The sequence below is a fragment of the Devosia sp. Z6_126 genome (genome assembly GCF_058133495.1).
On sequence record NZ_JBYUNO010000001.1, the window covers coordinates 179,213 to 198,667 of the forward strand.

Consider the following 19,455-nt stretch of genomic DNA (forward strand, 5'->3'; position numbering starts at 1 on the left):
GCTTTGGCAGCATTGGCCAAACCGGCCTACGCTTTACCCCGCGCTGGCTCACGGTAATAGTTCTTGAAGGTGCTGAGATACCGTTCCGACCCATCTGGCGCACTGAAGCTGGGTAGATCTGCAAAGTTGACCTTGTTGAGTAGCGCGCCCTGAATATGGGCGGCCAGCACCGGGTCCTTCTCGAGCAACGAACGCACCAGTCGGCGCGGGGTCTTGCCCCACTGCACCACCAGCAGGAAGGCATCGGTCCAGGGCAGGACGACGTTGGCGTCAACCACCGGCGCCAAGGGCGGCAGGTCGATGACCACATAATCAAACTCCCGCCGTAGCTCACTTATGAGTTCCTGCATGGCGGTTGAACCTAAGAAATCCCGGTTCTTGGCATTAGCACCGACGCCCCCTGCTGGAAGCACCGTCAGGCCAGTTGCGTCCTCGATGCAGGTCAGACTACGCCAGTCCGCGCCTTCAGCGATCTGGAGCAAGCCTGGACGTGCTCCTGGCGCGAGGAGCCTGCTCGCGCCCTGATGCCGAAGGTCGGCGTCCAGCAGCATGACCCTTGCGCCGCCGACGGCGAGCATTTCAGCAAAGGCTATCGCGACCGTGGTTTTCCCTTCCCCCGGGAGCGCGGAAACAATGCCGACGACCCTGCTATCCTCGTTGTTCGGGGCTGCCGCATCCAGCGCCAGCTTGCCCGAACGCAGAGTTTCGGCAAAGGCGGAAGTAGGTGCGGACGGCTTCTGGCGGAGGATCAATTGGTGAGCGGTGCGGTAAACAGAGGCCCCCTTGAACCTCGTGCCCGCCTGGCCCTTACCCGCCTTGCTGCGCCGCCCACGCAGACAGGGCAGATAGCCAACAAACCTTAGCCCGAGTTCGCTGGTGATTTGTTCGCCGATGCGGAAGGAGCGGTCCCGGATTTCGCGCAGAAAGGCGAGCAGCGCGCCGATGAACAGGCCCCCCATGGTCGCGCCGACCAGCGAGAACAGCAGGTTGGGACTGGAGGCAGCTAATGGCACTTCGGCAGGGCTGATGATGCGGGCCGTCGGAATCGGAAATGACTGGCGCTGCAGAAGTTCTTCGTAGCGGGACAGGAAAGAATTATACAAGAGATTGAGAGCTTCGGCGCGTTGCTGCAATTCGTTGAGCTGCACGCGATCCTGGTTGGACTGCGAAGCCAGCGCGCTTTCCGCCGCCAGATTGTTACGCAGCTCCGCCTCGCGTCGTTCGGCAACCGCGACCTGGTCACGATAATAGTCGAGCCTGTCACGCAGCCGATTAAAAATCTCGTTCCTCACCGAATTGAGCTCAGTCTCGAGGGCAGCGATCTGGGGATGATCGAGTCCGAAATTGCTGGTGATCTCGGCGATCCGGGCCGTGATAGTGTTCTGGCGGCTGAGCAGCTCTGCGACATTGCCGGCATCATGGCTGCCGTCGGATAGCACTCGCGACTGGCCGGCCAGCCCTTCAGGACCACCTGCCAGAGTTACTTGCAGTTGCTCTGCCTGGGCCCGCATCTGCGCGGTATTGGCCTGAGCCAAGACCAGTTGTTGGGTTAGCGTTTCGGAGCGCTGGGTGACGAGATTGTCGCTATCGGCGAGGGAAAGGTCGGCGCTGCGACGAAACTCCTCGACGGTGCGGCTCGCTTCCTGCTGGCTGACGCTCAACTCCGTCAGGCGCTGCTGCAGCCAGTCGGCGGCCGTTTGCGAAGCATCGAGATTGGTGTTGAGCTGGTCCTGCACGAAAGCCTGGGCATAAGCGGTGGCGATCCGGTACGCCAAGTCCGGATCGGGGGAGCGATAGCCCAGGCCGATCACATAGCTGCGGCCCAGCCGCTCCACGAGGACATTGCGGCGCAAGAGGGCCGCGACCGTGTCGTCGGGCAATTCGGTGAGCCGCTCCGGTTCCACCGGTGGCCGGTTGAGCAGCATGCCAACGAGATCGCTGATCATGCCGCGGACGCGGCCGGTAAAAGACGGGGGCGGGTTGAGGAAGGTTTCGTCGGAGCCCAGATTTTCGCTGCGGGCCACTTCCCCGGCGAGCCGGGTGGATCGCAGCACTTCGAGCTGGTTGAGGATGTCGGTTTCGCCGCTAGCCAAGGAGAAGGCGGTTTCTTCGTCATTGATGACGGCACCGACCCGTGGATCGATCAGGATTTGGCCAAAGGAAACATAGCTGCGCGGCGCGAGCAGCAGATAGCCAATGCCGAAGCAAGCGCCGAGCAGCGCCCCGGCCAGCAAGACTGGCAATTGGCGACGCAGAGCGGTGAGGATCTTGCCGACATCGATCAAGCGGATATCGGAGGCCAGTTCGTCGTCGAGGCCAGCGCGGCGGCTCATACTGAGCGGTTCATGATGCCGGTGGCGCATGGATCCGGCAGACCAGTAGCTACTGGGTTCAGTATCCTTCAAAATGGCCGGGCTCCTGCGCTGGTGATCTCGAGCAGGACTGTTGTAGCGCCAATGGCGGGCGCGGTCTGTTGCGGCAGAATTAGGTAGATTACTTAGAAGCCCTGCCGCCGGGCGCCGAGCTTCACGCCACTTCCACGCTGAACTGCAGGCGCGCGAGGTCAGCGTAGGCGCCGTTTCGGCGCATCAGCTCGTCATGGGATCCTTGTTCGACAATGCGGCCCCGATTGATGACGAGGATGGTGTCGGCCTTGCGGATAGTGGCGAGCCGATGCGCAATGACCAGGGTCGTGCGACCGCTACGCAGCCGCGCGAGAGCGGTCTGCACCAGCCGCTCGCTGGTGGAATCGAGGGCGCTGGTGGCTTCATCGAGCAAGAGGATAGGCGCGTTCTTCAGAATAGCGCGGGCAATGGCGAGGCGCTGGCGCTGCCCGCCCGAGAGGGTCACGCCACGCTCGCCGATCCGGGTCGCATAACCCAGCGGCATCTGGGCGATGAATTCGTCGGCCAGCGCCATTTCGCAAGCCGCCACCACGGCGTCGCGACTGGCCTGCGTGTCGCCAAAGCGGACATTATCCTCGACGGTGCCGGAGAAGATCGTGGGTTCCTGCTCTACCACCGCAATGCGGCGGCGCAACTGCTGCAGGTCCGCCCGGCGCACATCCACTCCATCCACGAGAATGGCGCCGCTTTCCACGTCATAGAACCGCTGCAGCAGCGAAAAGATCGTTGATTTGCCCGCCCCCGAGGAGCCGATTAGGGCCAGGGTCTTGCCGCTTGCTGCCTCAAAGCTCAGGCGATCAAGAACTGGTTCGGGATCGGCTGGATCATAGCGGAAAGTGACACTGCGAAAGGCCAGCACGCTGGCGCCGTTGGCCGGGAACGCCTCGGGCGCCGGTGGAGACGCGATCGTTGCGGGCGTATCGAGAATTTCAACGACGCGCTCAGTTGAGCCGGCAACCACATGCAGCGAGCCCAGAACTTCCGAGAGGGTCGCCAAGGACCCCGCGCTTATCCAGGCATAAAGCAAGAACTGGGTCAGCTCGCCCGTGCTTGCCCAGCCATGAAACACGGCCTGGGCGCCCCACCAGATCACGAAGATCATCGCGGTGCTGGAGAGCAGCATCAGCAGCGATATCATCATCGCGCGTGATTTGAGGCGACCGATCTCGGAGCGGAAGCTGCCTTCGCCGATCGCCTCGTAGCGGGAGACCTCTTCGGGCTCACGGGTAAAGGATTTTACCGTTCGGGCGGCGCTCAGCACTTCGGTGGAGCGGGCCGCGAGCTCTGCCAGTGCGTCCTGGCTACGGCGAGACATGCTCCGCAGGCGCCGCGCCATAAGCAGCAGCGGCAGCATGATGAAGGGCGCCGCGAGGATCACCGCCAAGGTCAGGATAACGTTGGTCGTCACCATGAAGACGAAGGCGCCGGCCATGGTGACCAGGGCCCGCAGCGCCGTCGAGAGTGTGGCAGTGATCGCGGCCTTGATGGTGGACACATCGCCATTGAGCCGGGAAGCCAGGTCACCGACGCGGTGGCGGTCGAAGAACGCGGGATCGAGGCTCAGCAGATGGGCGAAAACGGAGCGGCGGATATCGGCGACGATGCGCTCGCCGATAAAGGCGATGTGGTAAAAGCGGACGCCGTTGGCGAGCGCGGCGGCGGCTCCGAACAGACCGATCAGCCAGGCATGCTGGCCGATCGTGCCGAGGTCGCCAGCGACAAAGCCGCTGTCGATCATGCGCCCGAACAACAGGGGGATGAACAAGGACGATACTGTCGACAGAACCAGAAAGCCGAGCGTCAGCGCCAGACGAACTGGATAGCGCAGCAGATAGGGGAGCAGGCGGCGCAGCGGTTGCAGCTTTGCCACGGCAGCCTTGCTGCGACTGCGCTTCACACCTTGCCCCCACCCGTTCCTGATCATGGACCTGCGCCGACCTCCAGGAGGCTGCAGGCATTGAGATAGCGGAGGCAGTAAGGGGTCAAGCCGGGACTAATACTGGCTGCGGGACATCACGACTGGATGGACGTTCACCGGGCCTTAACCCTGCTTGGCCAGTCTGAGCCGACAGCATCTTGCAAGGAGCAATCTATGCACAATCAGATCCAGGATCGGGCTTACGCACTCTGGGAAGCGGCCGGGCGGCCGCAGGGTCAGGACCAAAGGTTCTGGTTTGCCGCAGCCGAAGAGCTGGCGCGCACGGTCAAGCCCGCCCCGACATCCAAGTCGTCGGCGGCCAAGAAGGCGGCTGCAGCCAAGCCACGCACGGCACGGGCCAAAAAGGCCGCCTGAGGTTCAGGCTGGCAGCGCTTGCTTGCCGGCCTTTCATTCAGATCCAGTAGGGCGGCACCCCGTAATATTCGTAGAGCCGCAAGCCGTTGTCGGCGCTCCAATAAGCGTCATCGTCGCGGTCGTAGCGGGGCGCCCCTTCCATCTGCTCGCGCGTGATATCCACGCGATAGCCACCCAGCGCTTCATCATAGTCGAGCTTGGACCAGGGCAGTGGGTAGTGCTCGTCGCCGATCCCGAGAAAGCCGCCGAACTTGAGCACGGCATAGCTGACCTTGCCGCTGCGCTTTTCCAGCATGACCCGCTCGATCGAGCCAATATGCTCGCCGGACCGATCAAACACCTTGGTGCCTTCGACCTTGTCTGAACCGATCAGGTCGTGGGTTTCCTTGACATAGACGTCCTGTCCGGAAGCTTGTTCATAAGCCATTGCCTGCTCCCCTATCGCGACTGGCAGGTACAACGGCTCCTGCCCTGCCGCCGTTCCGACGGGGCGAGGTGGAGGAACCGCCGCCGCTTCCCCGCATTGCTTCTGGCAGACAAGGGCGCCTCTGCCCGGATCAAGGGAGAAAAGCTATGGCGACTGTTCCCAACCCGCCAACCCCCACCGTGGCCGAGGTGGACACGCTGATCGATGAAAATGGCTCGCCCATCGTGGTGCCCGAAGATTCGGCGCTCAAGGTCGCCGCGCCAGGAGAAGCGACGGTGGGCGCCACTGGGCCGACCAATTGGTGGCTTTACGGGCTGATCGGGCTTGCAGTGGTGATTGCGATGCTGCTGCTGATGCAGTTGTTCAATGGGGCGCCAGGAACTGATGTGCAGCCGGGCTCGCCGGTGTCCGAGCCGGTGGTGGAACCGGTCGCGCCGACGCCATAGTCGAGCAAAGGGGCAAGCGCACCTAAGCGCGCTCGCCCCAGAGAAGATCAGCGATTTATCGGGGAAATCTGGATTTCCACGCGGCGGTTCTGGGCGCGACCGGATTCGGTAGCGTTGGAAGCGATCGGGCTGGACTCGCCCTTGCCTTCGATGAAGAAGCGCCGCTGGTCGATGCCCTGATTGGCCAGGATGGTGGCAACCGCTACGGCACGGCGCTGCGACAGGCTCAGATTGTAGTTGTCGTCACCCTGCGAGTCCGTGTGGCCATAGACGTCGACGATGGTCTGGTCGAACTTCTTGAGCACCAGCGCGACAGAAACCAGGGTCTGGTTGAACTGGGGCTGCACGCTCGCCTGGTCGGTGGCGAAGGTGATGTTGGAAGGCATGTTGAGGATGATCTGCTGGCCAACGCGGGTCACGGAAACCCCGGTGCCCTGCAGCTGGGCGCGCAGTTCGGCTTCCTGGTCGTCCATGTAATCGCCAATGGCAGCGCCGGCGAGACCGCCCACGCCGGCGCCGATCAGGGCGCCCACGCGTGGGTCCCCGCCCACGGCAGCGCCGACAAGAGCGCCGGTGATGGCGCCACCGCCCGTGCCCAGAAGGGCGCCGCCGGCGGTGTTGGAGAGCTGGGATTCGCCAGTATATGGATTGATGCTGGAGCAGGCGCTGAGCGCCAGGGCGGCAAGGCCGGCAACGAGTAGCTTGGACTTCATCGAGTCACCCCTGATGGATTTGGCCGTCGGTGCGCCCTGATTATGTCATCATGGTGAACGGGTAATGAACAAAGCCTGTCAGGTATTGGCCCAGCCGCCATCGACCAGGAATTGTTGCGCCGAGATCATGGCGCTGTCCTCGCTGGCGAGAAACAAAACCATGCGAGCGATGTCTTCGGGATACACCCGGCCGGCAAGGGCCTGGCTGGCATCGATCAGTTGTTCGGCCGCCGGGTCGATCCAGTGGGTGAGCTGGCGCTCGGTCATCACCCAGCCGGGCACAACGGTATTGACGCGGATGCCGGACTTGCCCAGTTCGCGCGCCATGGCGCGGGTGAGGCCATGGGTGGCGGCCTTGGCGGTTTCGTAGACGGGAATGTTGGGCGACATGATCATCCAGCTGATCGAGCCGGTGTTGATGATCGAGCCGCGACCGGCCGCCTGCATGCCGGGGGCGACGGCCTGGATGGCAAAGAAGCTGTGCTTGAGATTGACCGCCATCCGATCGTCCCAATATTGCGGGGTCACTTCGCTCCAGTTGTGTCGCTGATCATGGGCGGCGTTGTTGACCAGCACCAAGGCATCGCCATGCGCTTCGGCAAAGCCCGCAATGGCGGCCTGGTAGGCGGCGGTATCGGTGACGTCGCAAGGGGTGAAGCGCACCTGATGGCCGGCCGCCACGAGTTCGGCAGCAAGGCTGTTGCCGGCGGTTTGTGCAATATCGACAAAGCCGACTTTGGCGCCTTGGGCGGCAAAACTGCGCACGAGGCTTTCGCCGATGCCCGAGGCACCGCCAGAGATCACGACGGGAGTGCCGGCAAGGCTTGGATAGCGGCTATATTCAGTCAAGGCTGGTATGGCTTTCTGCAGGAATTGGGGCCGGGTGAATTGAGCGGGCCTCGGTGGTCTCGAGAAGCGTCACGATATCATCAACCCGGTCGATATAGCGCTGCTCCATGGCGAAGTTCAGCGTGATATATTGGCGATTGGGCACAAAGGTGCAGAGATTGGCGCTCGGGTGGAACGAGCCGACATAAACGGGCTCCACCAGATCACGAGTCATGTTGCCATACATGCGGTGCGGCGGCACCAAGGTCAGCACCACGTCGGTGGTGCGGCTGAAGCGGAAGAACTTGTCGCCGTACAAAAAGGGCAGCAAACGAGAAATGCGCCGATGCAGCGCGAACATGCCCATCAGGATGAATTGGTAGGTCGTTGTATCGCGCGCTTCGATTTCACTCAGGGTCGCATCGATCCCACGGACATAGTCGATGAAATCAGGTTTTACGGCAAAGCCGGCCATGAGGGCGCGGACGCGGAACTGGTCGTCATCGACCTCGCTGCGTTCGGAGTTGTCCAGCATGGTATAGGCGGCGGTGATGACCTTGGCCTCGGGACCCTTTTCGGCGACATTGAGGGCCTGGGTGATCAGCCCGAACATCAGCGCGCGCTGGCGTACGCCGATGCGGTTGGCAAGGGCGCGGATGCGGCTACGGGTCATAGCCAACGAGCGGAACTGGATGTTCTTGACTGGCACATCGCTCTTGTTGGCGTAATAAAGCTGCAGCGTGGCACCCATCACCGAACCCACGGCCAGACCCATCCGGCGCTTGAAGGGCAGCTTCTGCTTTGGCTTGGCCGCTTCGGGGGTGCGGGCAATGGATTGGGAACGCGTCAACAGGGACGAATCATGTCCCTCCAGCAGCGCATGGCTCGATCGCACCAGGACCATGGAAGCATGGCCCTGCCCATCAGGGCCCCCGCGCAACGTGGCAGCATAAACGCGAAACAGCGGCAGGTCCTGCCGCTCGAAAATATCGAGCCCCTTGCCCAGCCATTTGTCGGGATAGCCCTCGAAGCTGTCGACCTCGATCACCGAAGTAATGGCGTCCAACAGGTGCTGGGGAAAAGGCTGGCCGGGCAAGGCACCCTTGAAGCCATGGGTCAGCTGGGGTGCCAGTGACACCATTTCGGCAACAAAGTTGGCCAGGCTTTCCTTGGTAAAGGCCGTTTTGGAGTAGGCCGTGAAATAAACAGTGTTCTTGGAGTTGTATAAGAACCACTGGAAATTGGTGAACAGCGCCTGCGGATCCTTGCGCACCGCTGCCGCTGCCCAATCGAGCATTGCCGGGCCTTTGCCAGCGGCGCTCGTTTCTGGAAAGTCGCTCACCCCTGTTCCCCCCCAATACCCGTTCGGGTGCTGTTGCTGTTGTTGTAAACGCTCGCAAGGCAGGCTTCAACTGCACTGCTGTTGCGCAGTTAACCCCCGATAAGTTGTCGGGATTATTGGGGGACCAAGCTCATATTTGGTCAAGCAAAGTGCGCTGGCGCATTGGCAGATGGACCGCGCTTAGTTTAGAATAGGTCTTATCTTGGCACCCGGACTCGTGGCGTTGGAACGAGTTAGCGGTCGGGTGCGCGTCGAATTGGCTCATACCCATGGTCGCGGCGTGCTCCTAAATCTATCGGGCAGCAGCGGATCGGCCTGCCGGCATAATGCAGAAGGACAGTGGGATGGACTATCGCGGAATCTTCGAAGATGCGGTGGACTCGTTGCGAGCGGAAAAGCGCTACCGAGTGTTTGCCGATCTCGAGCGGATTGCCGGGCGCTTTCCCAAGGCGATCTTTCGCGATGAAGCCGACAACGCCCGCGAAATTACCATCTGGTGCTCCAACGACTATCTGGGGATGGGCCAGCATGAGGCCGTGATCGGCGCCATGCAGGAAACGGCCGGCCGGCTGGGCGTCGGCGCGGGCGGTACGCGCAATATTTCGGGCACCAACCGGCCGCTGGTTGAGCTTGAGCGTTCGCTCGCCGACCTGCATCGCAAGGAAGGCGCGCTGGTCTTTACCTCGGGCTTTGTGTCCAACGAAGCGGCGATTTCGACCATTGCGCGCCTCTTGCCGGACTGCGTGATTTTTTCGGACCAGCTCAACCATGCCTCGATGATCCAGGGCGTGCGCCAATCAGGGATGCAAAAGCATATCTTCCGGCACAATGATGTCGCTCACTTGCGCGAATTGCTGGCCGCGACCGACCGCAAGCGCCCCAAGCTCATCTGCTTTGAGTCGGTTTATTCGATGGATGGCGACATCGCGCCCATCGAGGCGATCTGCGACCTGGCCGAGGAATTCGGCGCGCTGACCTATATCGACGAAGTGCATGCCGTCGGCATGTATGGCGCGCGCGGCGGCGGCATCGCCGAGCGCGACGGGCTCATGGATCGGATCGACATCATCGAGGGCACCCTGGCCAAGGGCTTTGGCGTGATGGGCGGCTATATCGCCGCCAACAAGTCGATCATCGATGCGGTGCGCTCCTATGCACCCGAATTCATCTTCACCACCGCCCTGCCCCCAGCCCTTTGTGCCGCAGCGCGGGCCTCGATCGAACACCTAAAGGCGTCCCAGACCGAGCGCGCCATGCAGCAGCGCCAGGCGCGGCTGCTCAAGGCAATGCTCAGCGATGCGGGCCTGCCGGTGATGGAAACCGAAACCCATATCGTGCCGGTGATGGTGGGCGATGCACGCCAGTGCAAGGCGGCCAGCGACATGCTGCTCGACAAACATAATATCTATATCCAGCCCATCAACTACCCCACCGTCCCCAAAGGGACCGAGCGGCTGCGGATCACCCCGACCCCGCTCCATACCGACGAGATGATCTTTGCACTGCGCCACGCGCTGGTCAGCGTCTGGACGAGCCTCGAGCTACCGCGCGAGCCGGCCGATGCCGCCATCACGGCGAGCAAGCTGACCTCGGGCAATCTAACGCTGCCGACCAGCGGCGGCTAAGGGGCCCAAGCGTATCCAGGCAATCTTTGATAACGTGCCCCGGCGACCGCGCCGGGGCATTGTCGTTTAAAGCCGACTACAAGGCGGGTCCTTGTGACAGCCGGCAGCGCTCCCCAAGTGAGGGGGCCTCGAGCTGGAGCACCCATCATGAAAATCGGCATTATCGGTATTGGCCATATCGGCAGCACGCTGGCGCGCAAGCTTGCCCAAAATGGCCACGAGGTTCGGGTGGCAAACTCAAAAGGTGCGGACGCGGTGAAGGCATTCGCCGACGAGATTGGCGCCATTGCCGCCGATGCAGCTGGGGCTGTTGCCGACGCTGAGGTGGTGATCCTTTCGGTCCCCTTTCCTGCCGTAACCAAGCTTGCCGCAGAGATTGCGGGCGTGCCTGCCTCGGTGCCGGTGATCGACACCGGCAACTACTATCCTGACATGCGTGACCCTCACATTGCGGCGATCGACAACGGCATGACGGAAAGCGTTTGGGTTTCCCAACAGCTTGGGCGGCCGGTGATCAAGGCGTTCAACAACATCCTGGCGGATTCATTGAAAGATCTGGGTCGGCCACGGGGGGCACCCGACAGGCTGGCGATAGCCGTGGCCGGCGACGACGATGCCCAAAAGCGCATCGCCATGAGCATTGTGGACGAAGTGGGCTTTGATCCGGTCGATGCCGGCTCACTTGACGATAGCTGGCGGCAGCAGCCGTCCACCCCTGCTTATTGCTGTGACTGGAATGCAGAAGAGACCATCCGCGCATTGGCGGCCGCCAAAAAGGGTGCCGCAACGGCCAAGCGCGACCGGCTGCCGGAACAATTTGCCAAGCTGGGCGCCAACCCCACCCATGCGCAAGTCATTGCGGCCAACCGGGAGGCCAACGCTCCATGATCAGGGCCGCAACGAAGGCCTGGTCCCCATTGTGGCAAAGGCTGATGGCGCTGGTGCCCTCACGAATGAGCCAGGACCGGAACCCCGGCTCTCCATTGCTGTTGACCCCGCAACAGCAGAAATGGAGAACGATATGCGCTTGCCCTTTGCCCTTGTTGCAGCATTGATCGCAGCGGCTCCTGCCACGACCCAGGAAGCTGGCACCACAACAGCGCTGGAAATCAACCCGCAGTCTTATACCGGCGTTTGGTACGAGATTGCGCGCACGCCCACGCCCTATCAGGAGGACTGCGAGGGCGGGGTGACGGCCACCTACAATCTGCTTGATGAAACCAGCGTGGAGGTAATCAACCGCTGCGATCGTGCTTCAGGCGATGAGCAGGGCGTGGTTGGTACGGCTGAAGTGGTCAATGGCAACTTCAACACGTTCTCGGTGGAGTTTGGCGAAGACAGCGGCGCTCCAGGCGTCAACTATGTCGTGGCGGCAGTTGGGGAGGAAGAAGGCGGGCAATATCCCTGGGCGGCCGTTTATTCGCCAGAGGGCAATACCGGCTGGATCCTGGCGCGCGAGCCCGAATTGAGTGCGAAAGAGCGCAAGGAAGCCGAGGCAGCCCTAAGCGAGGTCGGCGTAGACCTCGCGCAGCTTTCGGATACCGCTCAGCCACCACAAAGCTATGATCCGGCAGCCGAATAAGTTCGCCCCCGGGGCATTGAAAACCCGCATCGGTGGTGGGTTCGCTCACCATGGCCCGGCGGGGGACCGGATGTCCCACGAGGCGGACTGTGGTCCGCTCCACACCGCGGGGCTGGAGCGGGATGTCACGCTCCGGCTTAAGCAAAATTGCTCGCTCAGCTCGTGAGCACGATGCGCATGAGGTCGGCCGTGTTGCGGGCGCCCAACTTTTCCATCACCCGGGCGCGATGCACTTCGATGGTGCGCGGCGAAATTCCGAGCTGGCGGCCGGCTTCCTTGTTGGAGCGGCCATTGGAAATCAGCTGCAGCACTTCGCGCTCGCGCGGCGTCAGCTGGGAAAAGCCGCGCACTTCCACCGGGCGGCCCGACTGCTGGCCGCCGCCAAGATGAGCTTCGTGGCGCATGGCCGCCCGCACGGCACTAAGCAGATAATCGCTGTTGATGGGCTTGGTGACCACATCGGAGGCGCCAAGCTTCATTGCCGTGACAATGGCATCGACCTGCGAGGTTTGGGCGAGCATGAACACCGGCGTGCTGTGGCGTGCCGCCTTGATGCGCTGCAGCAGGCCCAGGCCGCTTTGGTCGCCGAGTTCGAAATTGAGCACCACGGCATCGGGACGCCGGCGCTCCATGGCGGCGGCGAAATGGGCGGCGTCCAGCGAGAAAGTTGTTTGAAAACCTTCCAGCCGGAACAGCACGCTCAGTGCTTCGCACACGGCCGGGTCGGCATCAACAATATGGATCAGTCGGTCACGGTTCAAAAAGGAATGGTAATAAGGGTGTTCGCTCATCCTGCCTCGTCCTTGATAGGCTGCGTCGCACGATCGATGCTCTCCGACACGAGGGCGACTTAATCTTAGCCTGAACTTTGGCCTTGACTGAAGATGCTGCTCGGTCATCACCCGGGTAATTTGAACTAAGTGTAGATGCAGTCCGATAAGGGGAACACGTAGGAAGAACTACCTAGGCCGATATAGGTTTATCGGCCTAGGTGAGGTCGAGTCAATGGTTTTTATTCCTATTTTCCCATGGGCTGGACCGGGCTTTGCCGAAGGGCGTCCCGGATTTCGGTGAGCAGAACTTCTTGCCGCGTCGGCTCGGCCGGGCCGGGGTCGGTAGCCTCCTCACGCTTGAGGCGGTTGATCACCTTGACCACGAGAAACAGCGCGAAAGCGATGATGAGGAACTTGACCACGGCATTGATGAAGAGGCCGATATTGAGGGTTGCAACTCCAGCGGCGCGGGCAGCTTCAATTGAGGGAACAGGAACGCCGTCGGGATTGGAAAGAACAATAAACAAATTGGAGAAATCGATGCCGCCGATCAACAATCCGATGATCGGCATAAAGATATCGTCAACTATAGACGAGACAATGGCCCCGAAAGCGGCGCCGATGATCACACCGACGGCGAGATCGATCATATTACCCCGCATGGCGAAGTCGCGAAATTCCTTGAGCATTTGAGTATCCTCTTGGCTGATCGAGTGCATCATTCATCCTCCAAGCAGCCGGGCAAAGCAATGGCCCAAGAGTTGAGCTTGCGAGGCAGACCGCAGAGGTCGATAGTCCAGCCGGTCACCAGGATTTTCAGATGCAATCGAGCCTTTTCACCGCTGAAGCGAGCCTCAGACAGGCGCTGGATTTCGTGCCCCAGGGCATTGCGGTGTTCAACAATGCGTTGCGGCTGGTGTTTTCCAACCAGCGCTACAGCACGCTTTTGATGCTGCCCGAGGAGTTGATGCGACCGGGCACGCCATTGTTCGACCTCGCGATCTGGCAGGGTGATCGGGGGGATTTCGGGCCGGGGGACGCCGCGCGCCTTGCCATCGAGCGCATCAATGCGTTGACGGCAGCACCCACGACAGTGAGCCAGCGCACCGGGATCGGCGGGCAGATGCTGGAATTCCAGTCGAGCCGGCTGCCCGATGGAGGCCTCGTGATCAGCGTGGCCGATGTGACGGCGCGCGAGGACACCGAAGGTTCGCTCGAGCGCATGAACCAATCGCTGGAAGCGCGCGTGGAGGAGCGCACGGCGGCGCTGACGCGGGTCAATGCCGAACTCGAAATTGCCCGCGCCAAAGCAGATGCGGCCAATCACGACAAGACGCGGTTCCTGGCCGCCGCGAGCCACGATCTGTTGCAGCCGCTCAATGCGGCGCGGCTTTATACCGCCACGCTGATGGAGCGCGCCAAGCTGACTGGGCTGGCCGATCTCGCCAACTCGATCGAGGCATCGCTGACAGCGGTGGAAGACATCATGGGGGCGCTGCTCGATATTTCGCGGATCGATAGCGGCGTGCTGCGGCCAGCGCCCATGCCGGTGAACGGCAATGATTTGCTCAAGCGGCTCGAGGTCGAGTTCGGGCCGATGGCGCGGGAGCGCTCGATTTCGCTGCGTATCCTGCCCACCAAGAGCGCGGTGCTGGTGGATCGCACGCTGGTGGGGCGCATTGTGCAGAACCTCGTTTCCAACGCGATCAAATATACCCCGCCTGGGGGCAAGGTGCTCGTGGGGCTGCGGCGGCGGGGGCAAAGAATGCGGCTCGATGTGGTGGATACCGGGATCGGCTTTGCCCGGGATCAGCACCGGCTGGTGTTTGCCGAGTTCTCGCGGCTGGAACGCGGCGCGCGCATGGCGCAGGGGTTGGGGCTGGGATTATCAATCGTGCAGAGGCTGGTGGCGGCCATGGGCTTGACGCTGGAGCTGGATAGCCAGATCGGGCGCGGCTCGCGCTTTTCGCTGTTTTTGCCCACGGCAAGGGCAGTTACGCCGGCCAAGGGCAATGACCTGGCGCCGGCGGAACCCGCCTTTGGCGTGCTCAACCTCAAAGTGCTATGCGTCGACAATGAGCGCTCGATCCTTGAGGCAATGGAGGGCCTGCTCACCCATTGGGGCTGCGATGTGCGCTCGGCCTTGTCACTCAAGCAGATCGACCGGGAGCGGCTGCTGGAAGGCTGGTATCCCGACCTGGTGCTGATGGATTACCATCTGGACCAGACTTCGGGGCTCGATGCCATCGAGTGGCTGCGCCACAATCTGGGCGGGCACCTGCCGGCGGCGCTGGTAACTGCCGACCGGAGCCCGGCAGTGCGCACGCTGGCCGAGGAGCGCGGGGTGGCCGTGGTTACCAAGCCGGTCAAGCCCGCGGCCTTGCGGGCGGCGATCACGGGGCTGGCCAGCCAGACCGGCCGGCCGGTCAAACGCACCGGCTGAGCGCTGCTTAGGCCTTTTCTGCGCCGGTGGCGAACAAGGCTTCGAACTGGCCGTCCTCGATCCGCGAAGCGGCGATCACCGCCTGGGTGCGGCTGTCCACGTCCAGCTTTTGCAGGATGGCCGAAACATGGGCCTTCACCGTGGCTTCGGAAATGGAGAGTTCATAGGCGATCTGCTTGTTCATCAGCCCGTCGCTGAGCATCATCAACACGCGCACCTGCTGGGGTGTGAGGGTCGCGAGGCGCCGCATCAGGGCGGAGTTGGCGTCCTCCACTCCAAGGCTTACCCCTTCCGGCACGAACACTTCGCCCGACAAGACGGTTTCGATGGCGCGGCGGATTTCCGTGGGGCCCACCGACTTGTGCAGATAGCCCGCGGCCCCCAGCTCAAAGGCGCGGCGCACGACCACCGCGTCTTCCACGGCGGAAATGATCATCACGGGAATCTCGGGATATTGCGCCCGCAACAGCAGCAGGCCGGAAAAACCGCGAACACCGGGCATGTTGAGGTCAAGAAGCACGAGGTCGCAATCCCGATCGGCATCGAGCGCGGCGCTGAGGCTGGCAAGGTCACCCGCTTCCTCGACGCTGACCGTGGCATCTCCCCCGGACAGCGTCTGCCGCAATGCGGCGCGAAACAGCGGGTGGTCATCAACAATGATGATGCGGCGGCGCGTCATGAATGGTGGTCCTCCTGGAGCTTGCCGGCAAGCACTCACCGGCACTTAGCCGCACCAGAGCTCGCCGGCATCGGCAAAATGCAACAATGCTTAACGGGATGTTTACCATGTTTTCGGCAAATGAGGGTCCCTACCTTCGTGTTGCATCGCGAGGGCTCCGCCGACACCCATCAGGGGACACCAATGGCCCGCGCCTCTTCCAAATCCGTACCGGCCGAGACAGCATCGCCATCCAAACCGGGCGAGTGGCAGGCGCTGCGCGGAGAACTGGTGGCCCTGCTCGATCAGGTGGAAGGCCGCTATGTGCAAGCAGAGCAGGCCGATCCCGCCCTCGACGGATTGGCCGAACGCGTACGGAGCCTGCGTGGCCAGGTGGAAGTACCTCAGCCGGCGATCCGCCGCAGCGAGGCGCTCAAGACCGTCAAGCGGGCTGTTGATCGCTTCACCGATCGTGAGGACGACCAGGCCGCCGAGGCTACCGATGCGCTGACGCTGGCTATCGCCGAGATTCGCGGCCGGCAGATGTCGGCGCCCGCAGCAGCCCTGCGTCGCCAAGCCAATGACATGCCTGAATTCCGCGAACTGAGCGGGCTGGTGGGCGGTCTATCAAACCGGCTGGCGCGGCTGGAAGGCGAACTCAAAGCGCAGCGCGACGGCCATGGCAATGTGCGCGAAGTTGCCAGCCAGGTCGAACAACTCACCCATGTAGTGGAACTGCTGGCTGGCGCCGTCGGGGAAACCGGGCAGGTCAAGCGGCTCGAAGCCCAGATCGGGAGCCTGGCGCGCCTGATCGGGGAAGCGCCCCAGGTTGATCTTTCCGCCATCAACACCAGGCTCGACGATGTGTCCGCGACGGTGGGCAAGCTTGCCCAGTTGCAGGCCGAGCAGATGGAGCGGGAAATTGTGCGCGAGGATCGACGCGCGCAGCAACCCCGTCCCGCCGGCGTCGAAGCGCTGGCGCCCACGATGGACGCGATCGAAAACAGCGTCCGCAATGTTTATGACCGCATCGACGCGATCGAAAAGAACGTGGCGCTGGGATCGGGCGACTTTGAACGGCTGACCGCCGAAATGGCCGCCTTCACCAAGGCAATCAAGGAGCGGGAAGCTCAGCCCGGCAAGCTCGTCGCCAAGGTTGATGCCCTTGCGGCCCGGATTGGGGCGTTTGATGCGCGCAACGACGATATCGATGGGCTCAAGGATGATATCTCGACGCTGCGCCAGGCGGTGATTGCCGGCATGGAGCCACGGTTCTCGCGCATCGAGAGCCAGCTCGAAGTGCTGACGGACCTTGCTGCCAACCCCGCCCCGGTGCCGGACAATTCGCAGGTCGAGAACCAGCTCAAGCTGTTGATGGAGCGCATGGACGAGACCGGCGCCCAGCTCAATAGCCTGGCGAGCCTTTACTCGGCCAAGGAAGCCGATGCGCCCGATCTGGAGGCGCTGGCGAACCTGGTTGCTGAGCGCACCAGCGATGCGGTGACCCGCAAGGCTCCGGCACCTGTGGCCATGTTCGGCCCTGAGAGCCTCAAGAGCATTGAGGACCGTATCGGGGGCCTGATCAAGCGGGCTGGACGCGAACCCGATATCGAAGCCCTCGCCAATCTGGTCGCAGAAAAGACCTCGCAGGCTGTGGCCGGCGTTGCCCCAACAGCCGCCCCGGGCCTGAGCGAGGAGAATCTTTCGGCCCTTGAAGGGCGCATGACGGCCTTGTTCAACACCGCCGGCAAGGACACGGCCGAACGCTTGGCGCGGCTTGAAGCCACGTTGCGGGAGCGGGAAGCGGCCCAGACCGACGCCACGGCCACTCCGGCGCGAGAAGCCAGCAAGCCCACCAAGGCTGCCGCCGAGATGGCGGGCCTTGAAGCCATGCTGACCGCACTTGCCCAATCCAAGGGCGACTCCATGCCGGCAAACCCGGCCGATGAAGCGCCACTGCTTGATCCGGGCTTCAAGGATTTCGGCCCGATCACCCGGCCAGTCGGCCGCCCGCCCCAGCCTGGCGCCACGGCGGCAATGGCTGATGCACGCCCCAGCTTTGACCCAAGCACGGTGGAGCCGCCACCGCGGCCCCAGTCGAGCTTTGGCAGCGACACGGTGGATCCGTTTGAAGCGCCTCCGGCGCCCCAACCGGCAGCCCCGTCGGTGCAGGCGACCCCCAGCCAGAGCAGCACCAGCACGTTTGTGGCGGCCGCTCGCCGCGCCCAGCGGGCCAAGGTGGAACAGCCCACCGGCATTGCTGCTGGCGGCTCGCTGATTGGCCGGGCACTTGCCCGCGTCCGGCCCGCTGCTACCGATGCAACAGCACTTGCGCCCGACACCAAAGCTGCACCCGATGAGGTTGCGGTAGCCGAAAAGCCAATCAAGCGCGAAAAGCCCAAGAAGGAGCGCAAGACGCGCCTTGCAGCGGATCCCGCACCAGAGCCCGTGCTTGATCTTGATGCGGACGGTTCCGAAGCCGAGCCGGCGCGGCAAAGCTTCCTGCTGCGTCATCGCCGCCCCATTCTACTGGCCGCCACACTGGCAGCCGTATCGATGCTGGCGCTCAACCTGGTGATGCAGCGCATGGAAGAGGCAGCGCCGCCTGCCGCCGCGGCCATGGTGCAAAGCACTCCGGAAGAGCCCGTGGCCGAGCCTGCAGTTCCACCTACGGCCGAGCCTGCGCCCGCAGCGGACGGGATCGACGTTTCCACCGGTCCGCGCGTGATCGACATGATCGACGACACCGCCACGGGCTCCATCAACCCCGGGGCCACGACCAGCTTCAGCAAGTCGAGCGACGCTGCCGCCCTGCCCGAGGCCCTGACCGAAGACGCCGTTGCGGCAGCCATGGCTTACCTGCCGCTTGATCCTGCCGCAGGCGAGCCGGCCGGGCTGGTGACGGGAAGCACTCCCGATACCAGCGCGCCGGTGCAGAGCTTTGGCTTGCCACCCGAGGCGATCGGTCCGATCGAGTTGCGCCAGGCGGCTGCCGATGGCGATGCCAAGGCCCAATTCGAAGTGGCTGCGATCTATACCGAAGGCCAGGCAATTGCCCAGGACTATGCCGAAGCTGCCATCTGGTATGAGCGCTCGGCAGCGCAGGGTTTTGGCCCCGCGCAGTATCGGCTGGGCAATCTTTATGAGGCCGGCAACGGGGTCGACAAGGACCTCGAAGTCGCCAAGCTCTGGTATCAGCGCGGCGCCGAGGCCGGCAATCGCATGGCCATGCACAATCTGGCGGCGCTTTATGCTGGCGGGCAAATGGGCGAGCAGCAGTTCGAGCTAGCTGCCGAATGGTTCGAAAAAGCCGCAATGCTGGGCATGACCGACAGCCAGTTTAACCTCGGCATGCTTTATGCCCGTGGCCTGGGCGTCGAGCAGAATCTCGAGCAGTCGTTCAAGTGGTTCTCGCTGGCGGCGCGCAGTGGCGATGCGGATGCCACCAAAGCGCGCGATGACGTGGCCAAGTCTTTGACGGCCGACGCCGTCCAGACCGTGGGTGACGAGATTGCGGCTTGGCGGGCCCAGCCCATCGATCTGGCGGCGAACTATGCTCCGATCGGGACCTGGCTGGCCAACTTCGAAGCGGGCGAAACCATCACCAAGACCGATGTTGTGGCCAAGGTGCAGCAGGCCCTCGCGAAACTCGGCTTTGATGTGGGCACGCCCGACGGGATGGCTGGCCCCAAGACAGCCGAAGCCATCAAGGCCTTCGAGCGCGGCACGGGCATGAGCGAAAGCGGCGCCATCAATCCGCGGCTGCTCGCGGTGCTGGGCAGCCAGCCGGCCTGACCCGAGCCGTTTGACACGAGCGGGATGGGCACGTAAGCCCATCAAGCATTGCGGGTTCCGGGGGTGCAAAACACTGCCGGGACCCTGCCGCGTTTTTTGGCAGGCCTGCCAGCGGGCGGCCGCCC

16 protein-coding genes are annotated in these 19,455 nt (G+C 62.9%); 7 read left to right on the forward strand and 9 right to left on the reverse strand.

What is annotated here, in order from left to right:
- Positions 1 to 26 precede the first annotated feature (26 nt).
- Positions 27 to 2,333 (reverse strand): AAA family ATPase, encoded by a 2,307-nt coding sequence (locus AC3YOG_RS00930; protein WP_489933725.1) that lies wholly within the window; start codon positions 2,331 to 2,333, stop codon positions 27 to 29.
- Between the two features lie 193 nt (positions 2,334 to 2,526).
- Positions 2,527 to 4,275 (reverse strand): ABC transporter ATP-binding protein, encoded by a 1,749-nt coding sequence (locus tag AC3YOG_RS00935; protein ID WP_489933726.1) that lies wholly within the window; start codon positions 4,273 to 4,275, stop codon positions 2,527 to 2,529.
- A gap of 222 nt (positions 4,276 to 4,497) precedes the next feature.
- Between AC3YOG_RS00935 and AC3YOG_RS00940 the strand changes: the two genes are divergently transcribed.
- The gene (locus AC3YOG_RS00940; RefSeq protein WP_489933727.1) at positions 4,498 to 4,698 is read left to right on the forward strand and encodes a DUF2934 domain-containing protein; all 201 of its coding nucleotides are present in this window, start codon (positions 4,498 to 4,500) and stop codon (positions 4,696 to 4,698) included.
- A 37-nt stretch (positions 4,699 to 4,735) separates the two neighbouring features.
- Here AC3YOG_RS00940 and AC3YOG_RS00945 read toward each other — a convergent pair whose 3' ends face one another.
- Entirely contained in the window at positions 4,736 to 5,125 is a 390-nt protein-coding gene (locus tag AC3YOG_RS00945) for a PRC-barrel domain-containing protein (protein WP_489933728.1), read from the reverse strand.
- Between the two features lie 146 nt (positions 5,126 to 5,271).
- Between AC3YOG_RS00945 and AC3YOG_RS00950 the strand changes: the two genes are divergently transcribed.
- Complete coding sequence (locus AC3YOG_RS00950; RefSeq protein WP_489933729.1) at positions 5,272 to 5,571, forward strand: hypothetical protein; 300 nt, start codon at positions 5,272 to 5,274, stop codon at positions 5,569 to 5,571.
- A 47-nt stretch (positions 5,572 to 5,618) separates the two neighbouring features.
- Here the strand turns inward: AC3YOG_RS00950 and AC3YOG_RS00955 are convergent, their stop codons facing one another.
- The 3 genes from AC3YOG_RS00955 to AC3YOG_RS00965 form a co-directional block, all read right to left on the reverse strand.
- On the reverse strand, positions 5,619 to 6,284 hold the full coding sequence (locus AC3YOG_RS00955; RefSeq protein ID WP_489933730.1) for a YiaD family glycine zipper/OmpA-like lipoprotein: 666 nt from the start codon (positions 6,282 to 6,284) through the stop codon (positions 5,619 to 5,621).
- Between the two features lie 78 nt (positions 6,285 to 6,362).
- Positions 6,363 to 7,133, reverse strand: coding sequence for an SDR family NAD(P)-dependent oxidoreductase (locus AC3YOG_RS00960; RefSeq protein WP_489933731.1), 771 nt, complete (start codon positions 7,131 to 7,133; stop codon positions 6,363 to 6,365).
- Positions 7,126 to 8,454: a hypothetical protein gene (locus tag AC3YOG_RS00965; RefSeq protein WP_489933732.1), complete on the reverse strand. Its 1,329-nt coding sequence runs from the start codon at positions 8,452 to 8,454 to the stop codon at positions 7,126 to 7,128. The genes AC3YOG_RS00960 and AC3YOG_RS00965 overlap by 8 nt, the downstream gene beginning before the upstream one ends.
- Positions 8,455 to 8,798: 344 nt before the next feature.
- Here AC3YOG_RS00965 and hemA point away from each other — a divergent pair, with 344 nt between their 5' ends.
- The 3 genes from hemA (at position 8,799) to AC3YOG_RS00980 (ending at position 11,661) form a co-directional block, all read left to right on the forward strand.
- Positions 8,799 to 10,079, forward strand: a complete 1,281-nt coding sequence (hemA, locus tag AC3YOG_RS00970; protein ID WP_127752059.1) for a 5-aminolevulinate synthase — start codon at positions 8,799 to 8,801, stop codon at positions 10,077 to 10,079.
- Between the two features lie 147 nt (positions 10,080 to 10,226).
- Entirely contained in the window at positions 10,227 to 10,967 is a 741-nt protein-coding gene (locus tag AC3YOG_RS00975) for an NADPH-dependent F420 reductase (protein ID WP_489890689.1), read from the forward strand.
- 133 nt (positions 10,968 to 11,100) lie between these two features.
- Entirely contained in the window at positions 11,101 to 11,661 is a 561-nt protein-coding gene (locus AC3YOG_RS00980; protein WP_489933733.1) for a lipocalin family protein, read from the forward strand.
- 155 nt (positions 11,662 to 11,816) lie between these two features.
- On the opposite strand, the gene AC3YOG_RS00985 is transcribed toward AC3YOG_RS00980, so the two are convergent.
- Together AC3YOG_RS00985 and mscL are read right to left on the reverse strand one after the other, a co-directional pair.
- Positions 11,817 to 12,452: a response regulator transcription factor gene (locus tag AC3YOG_RS00985; RefSeq protein ID WP_127752056.1), complete on the reverse strand. Its 636-nt coding sequence runs from the start codon at positions 12,450 to 12,452 to the stop codon at positions 11,817 to 11,819.
- Between the two features lie 227 nt (positions 12,453 to 12,679).
- Positions 12,680 to 13,123, reverse strand: a complete 444-nt coding sequence (gene mscL, locus AC3YOG_RS00990) for a large conductance mechanosensitive channel protein MscL (RefSeq protein ID WP_489933734.1) — start codon at positions 13,121 to 13,123, stop codon at positions 12,680 to 12,682.
- A 131-nt stretch (positions 13,124 to 13,254) separates the two neighbouring features.
- Here mscL and AC3YOG_RS00995 point away from each other — a divergent pair, with 131 nt between their 5' ends.
- Positions 13,255 to 14,877, forward strand: a complete 1,623-nt coding sequence (locus tag AC3YOG_RS00995; protein ID WP_127752055.1) for an ATP-binding response regulator — start codon at positions 13,255 to 13,257, stop codon at positions 14,875 to 14,877.
- Between the two features lie 7 nt (positions 14,878 to 14,884).
- On the opposite strand, the gene AC3YOG_RS01000 is transcribed toward AC3YOG_RS00995, so the two are convergent.
- Positions 14,885 to 15,556 (reverse strand): response regulator, encoded by a 672-nt coding sequence (locus AC3YOG_RS01000; RefSeq protein WP_127752054.1) that lies wholly within the window; start codon positions 15,554 to 15,556, stop codon positions 14,885 to 14,887.
- Positions 15,557 to 15,739: 183 nt separating this feature from the next.
- Here AC3YOG_RS01000 and AC3YOG_RS01005 point away from each other — a divergent pair, with 183 nt between their 5' ends.
- Positions 15,740 to 19,330, forward strand: coding sequence for a peptidoglycan-binding protein (locus AC3YOG_RS01005; protein ID WP_489933735.1), 3,591 nt, complete (start codon positions 15,740 to 15,742; stop codon positions 19,328 to 19,330).
- The last annotated feature ends 125 nt before the right edge of the window (positions 19,331 to 19,455 follow it).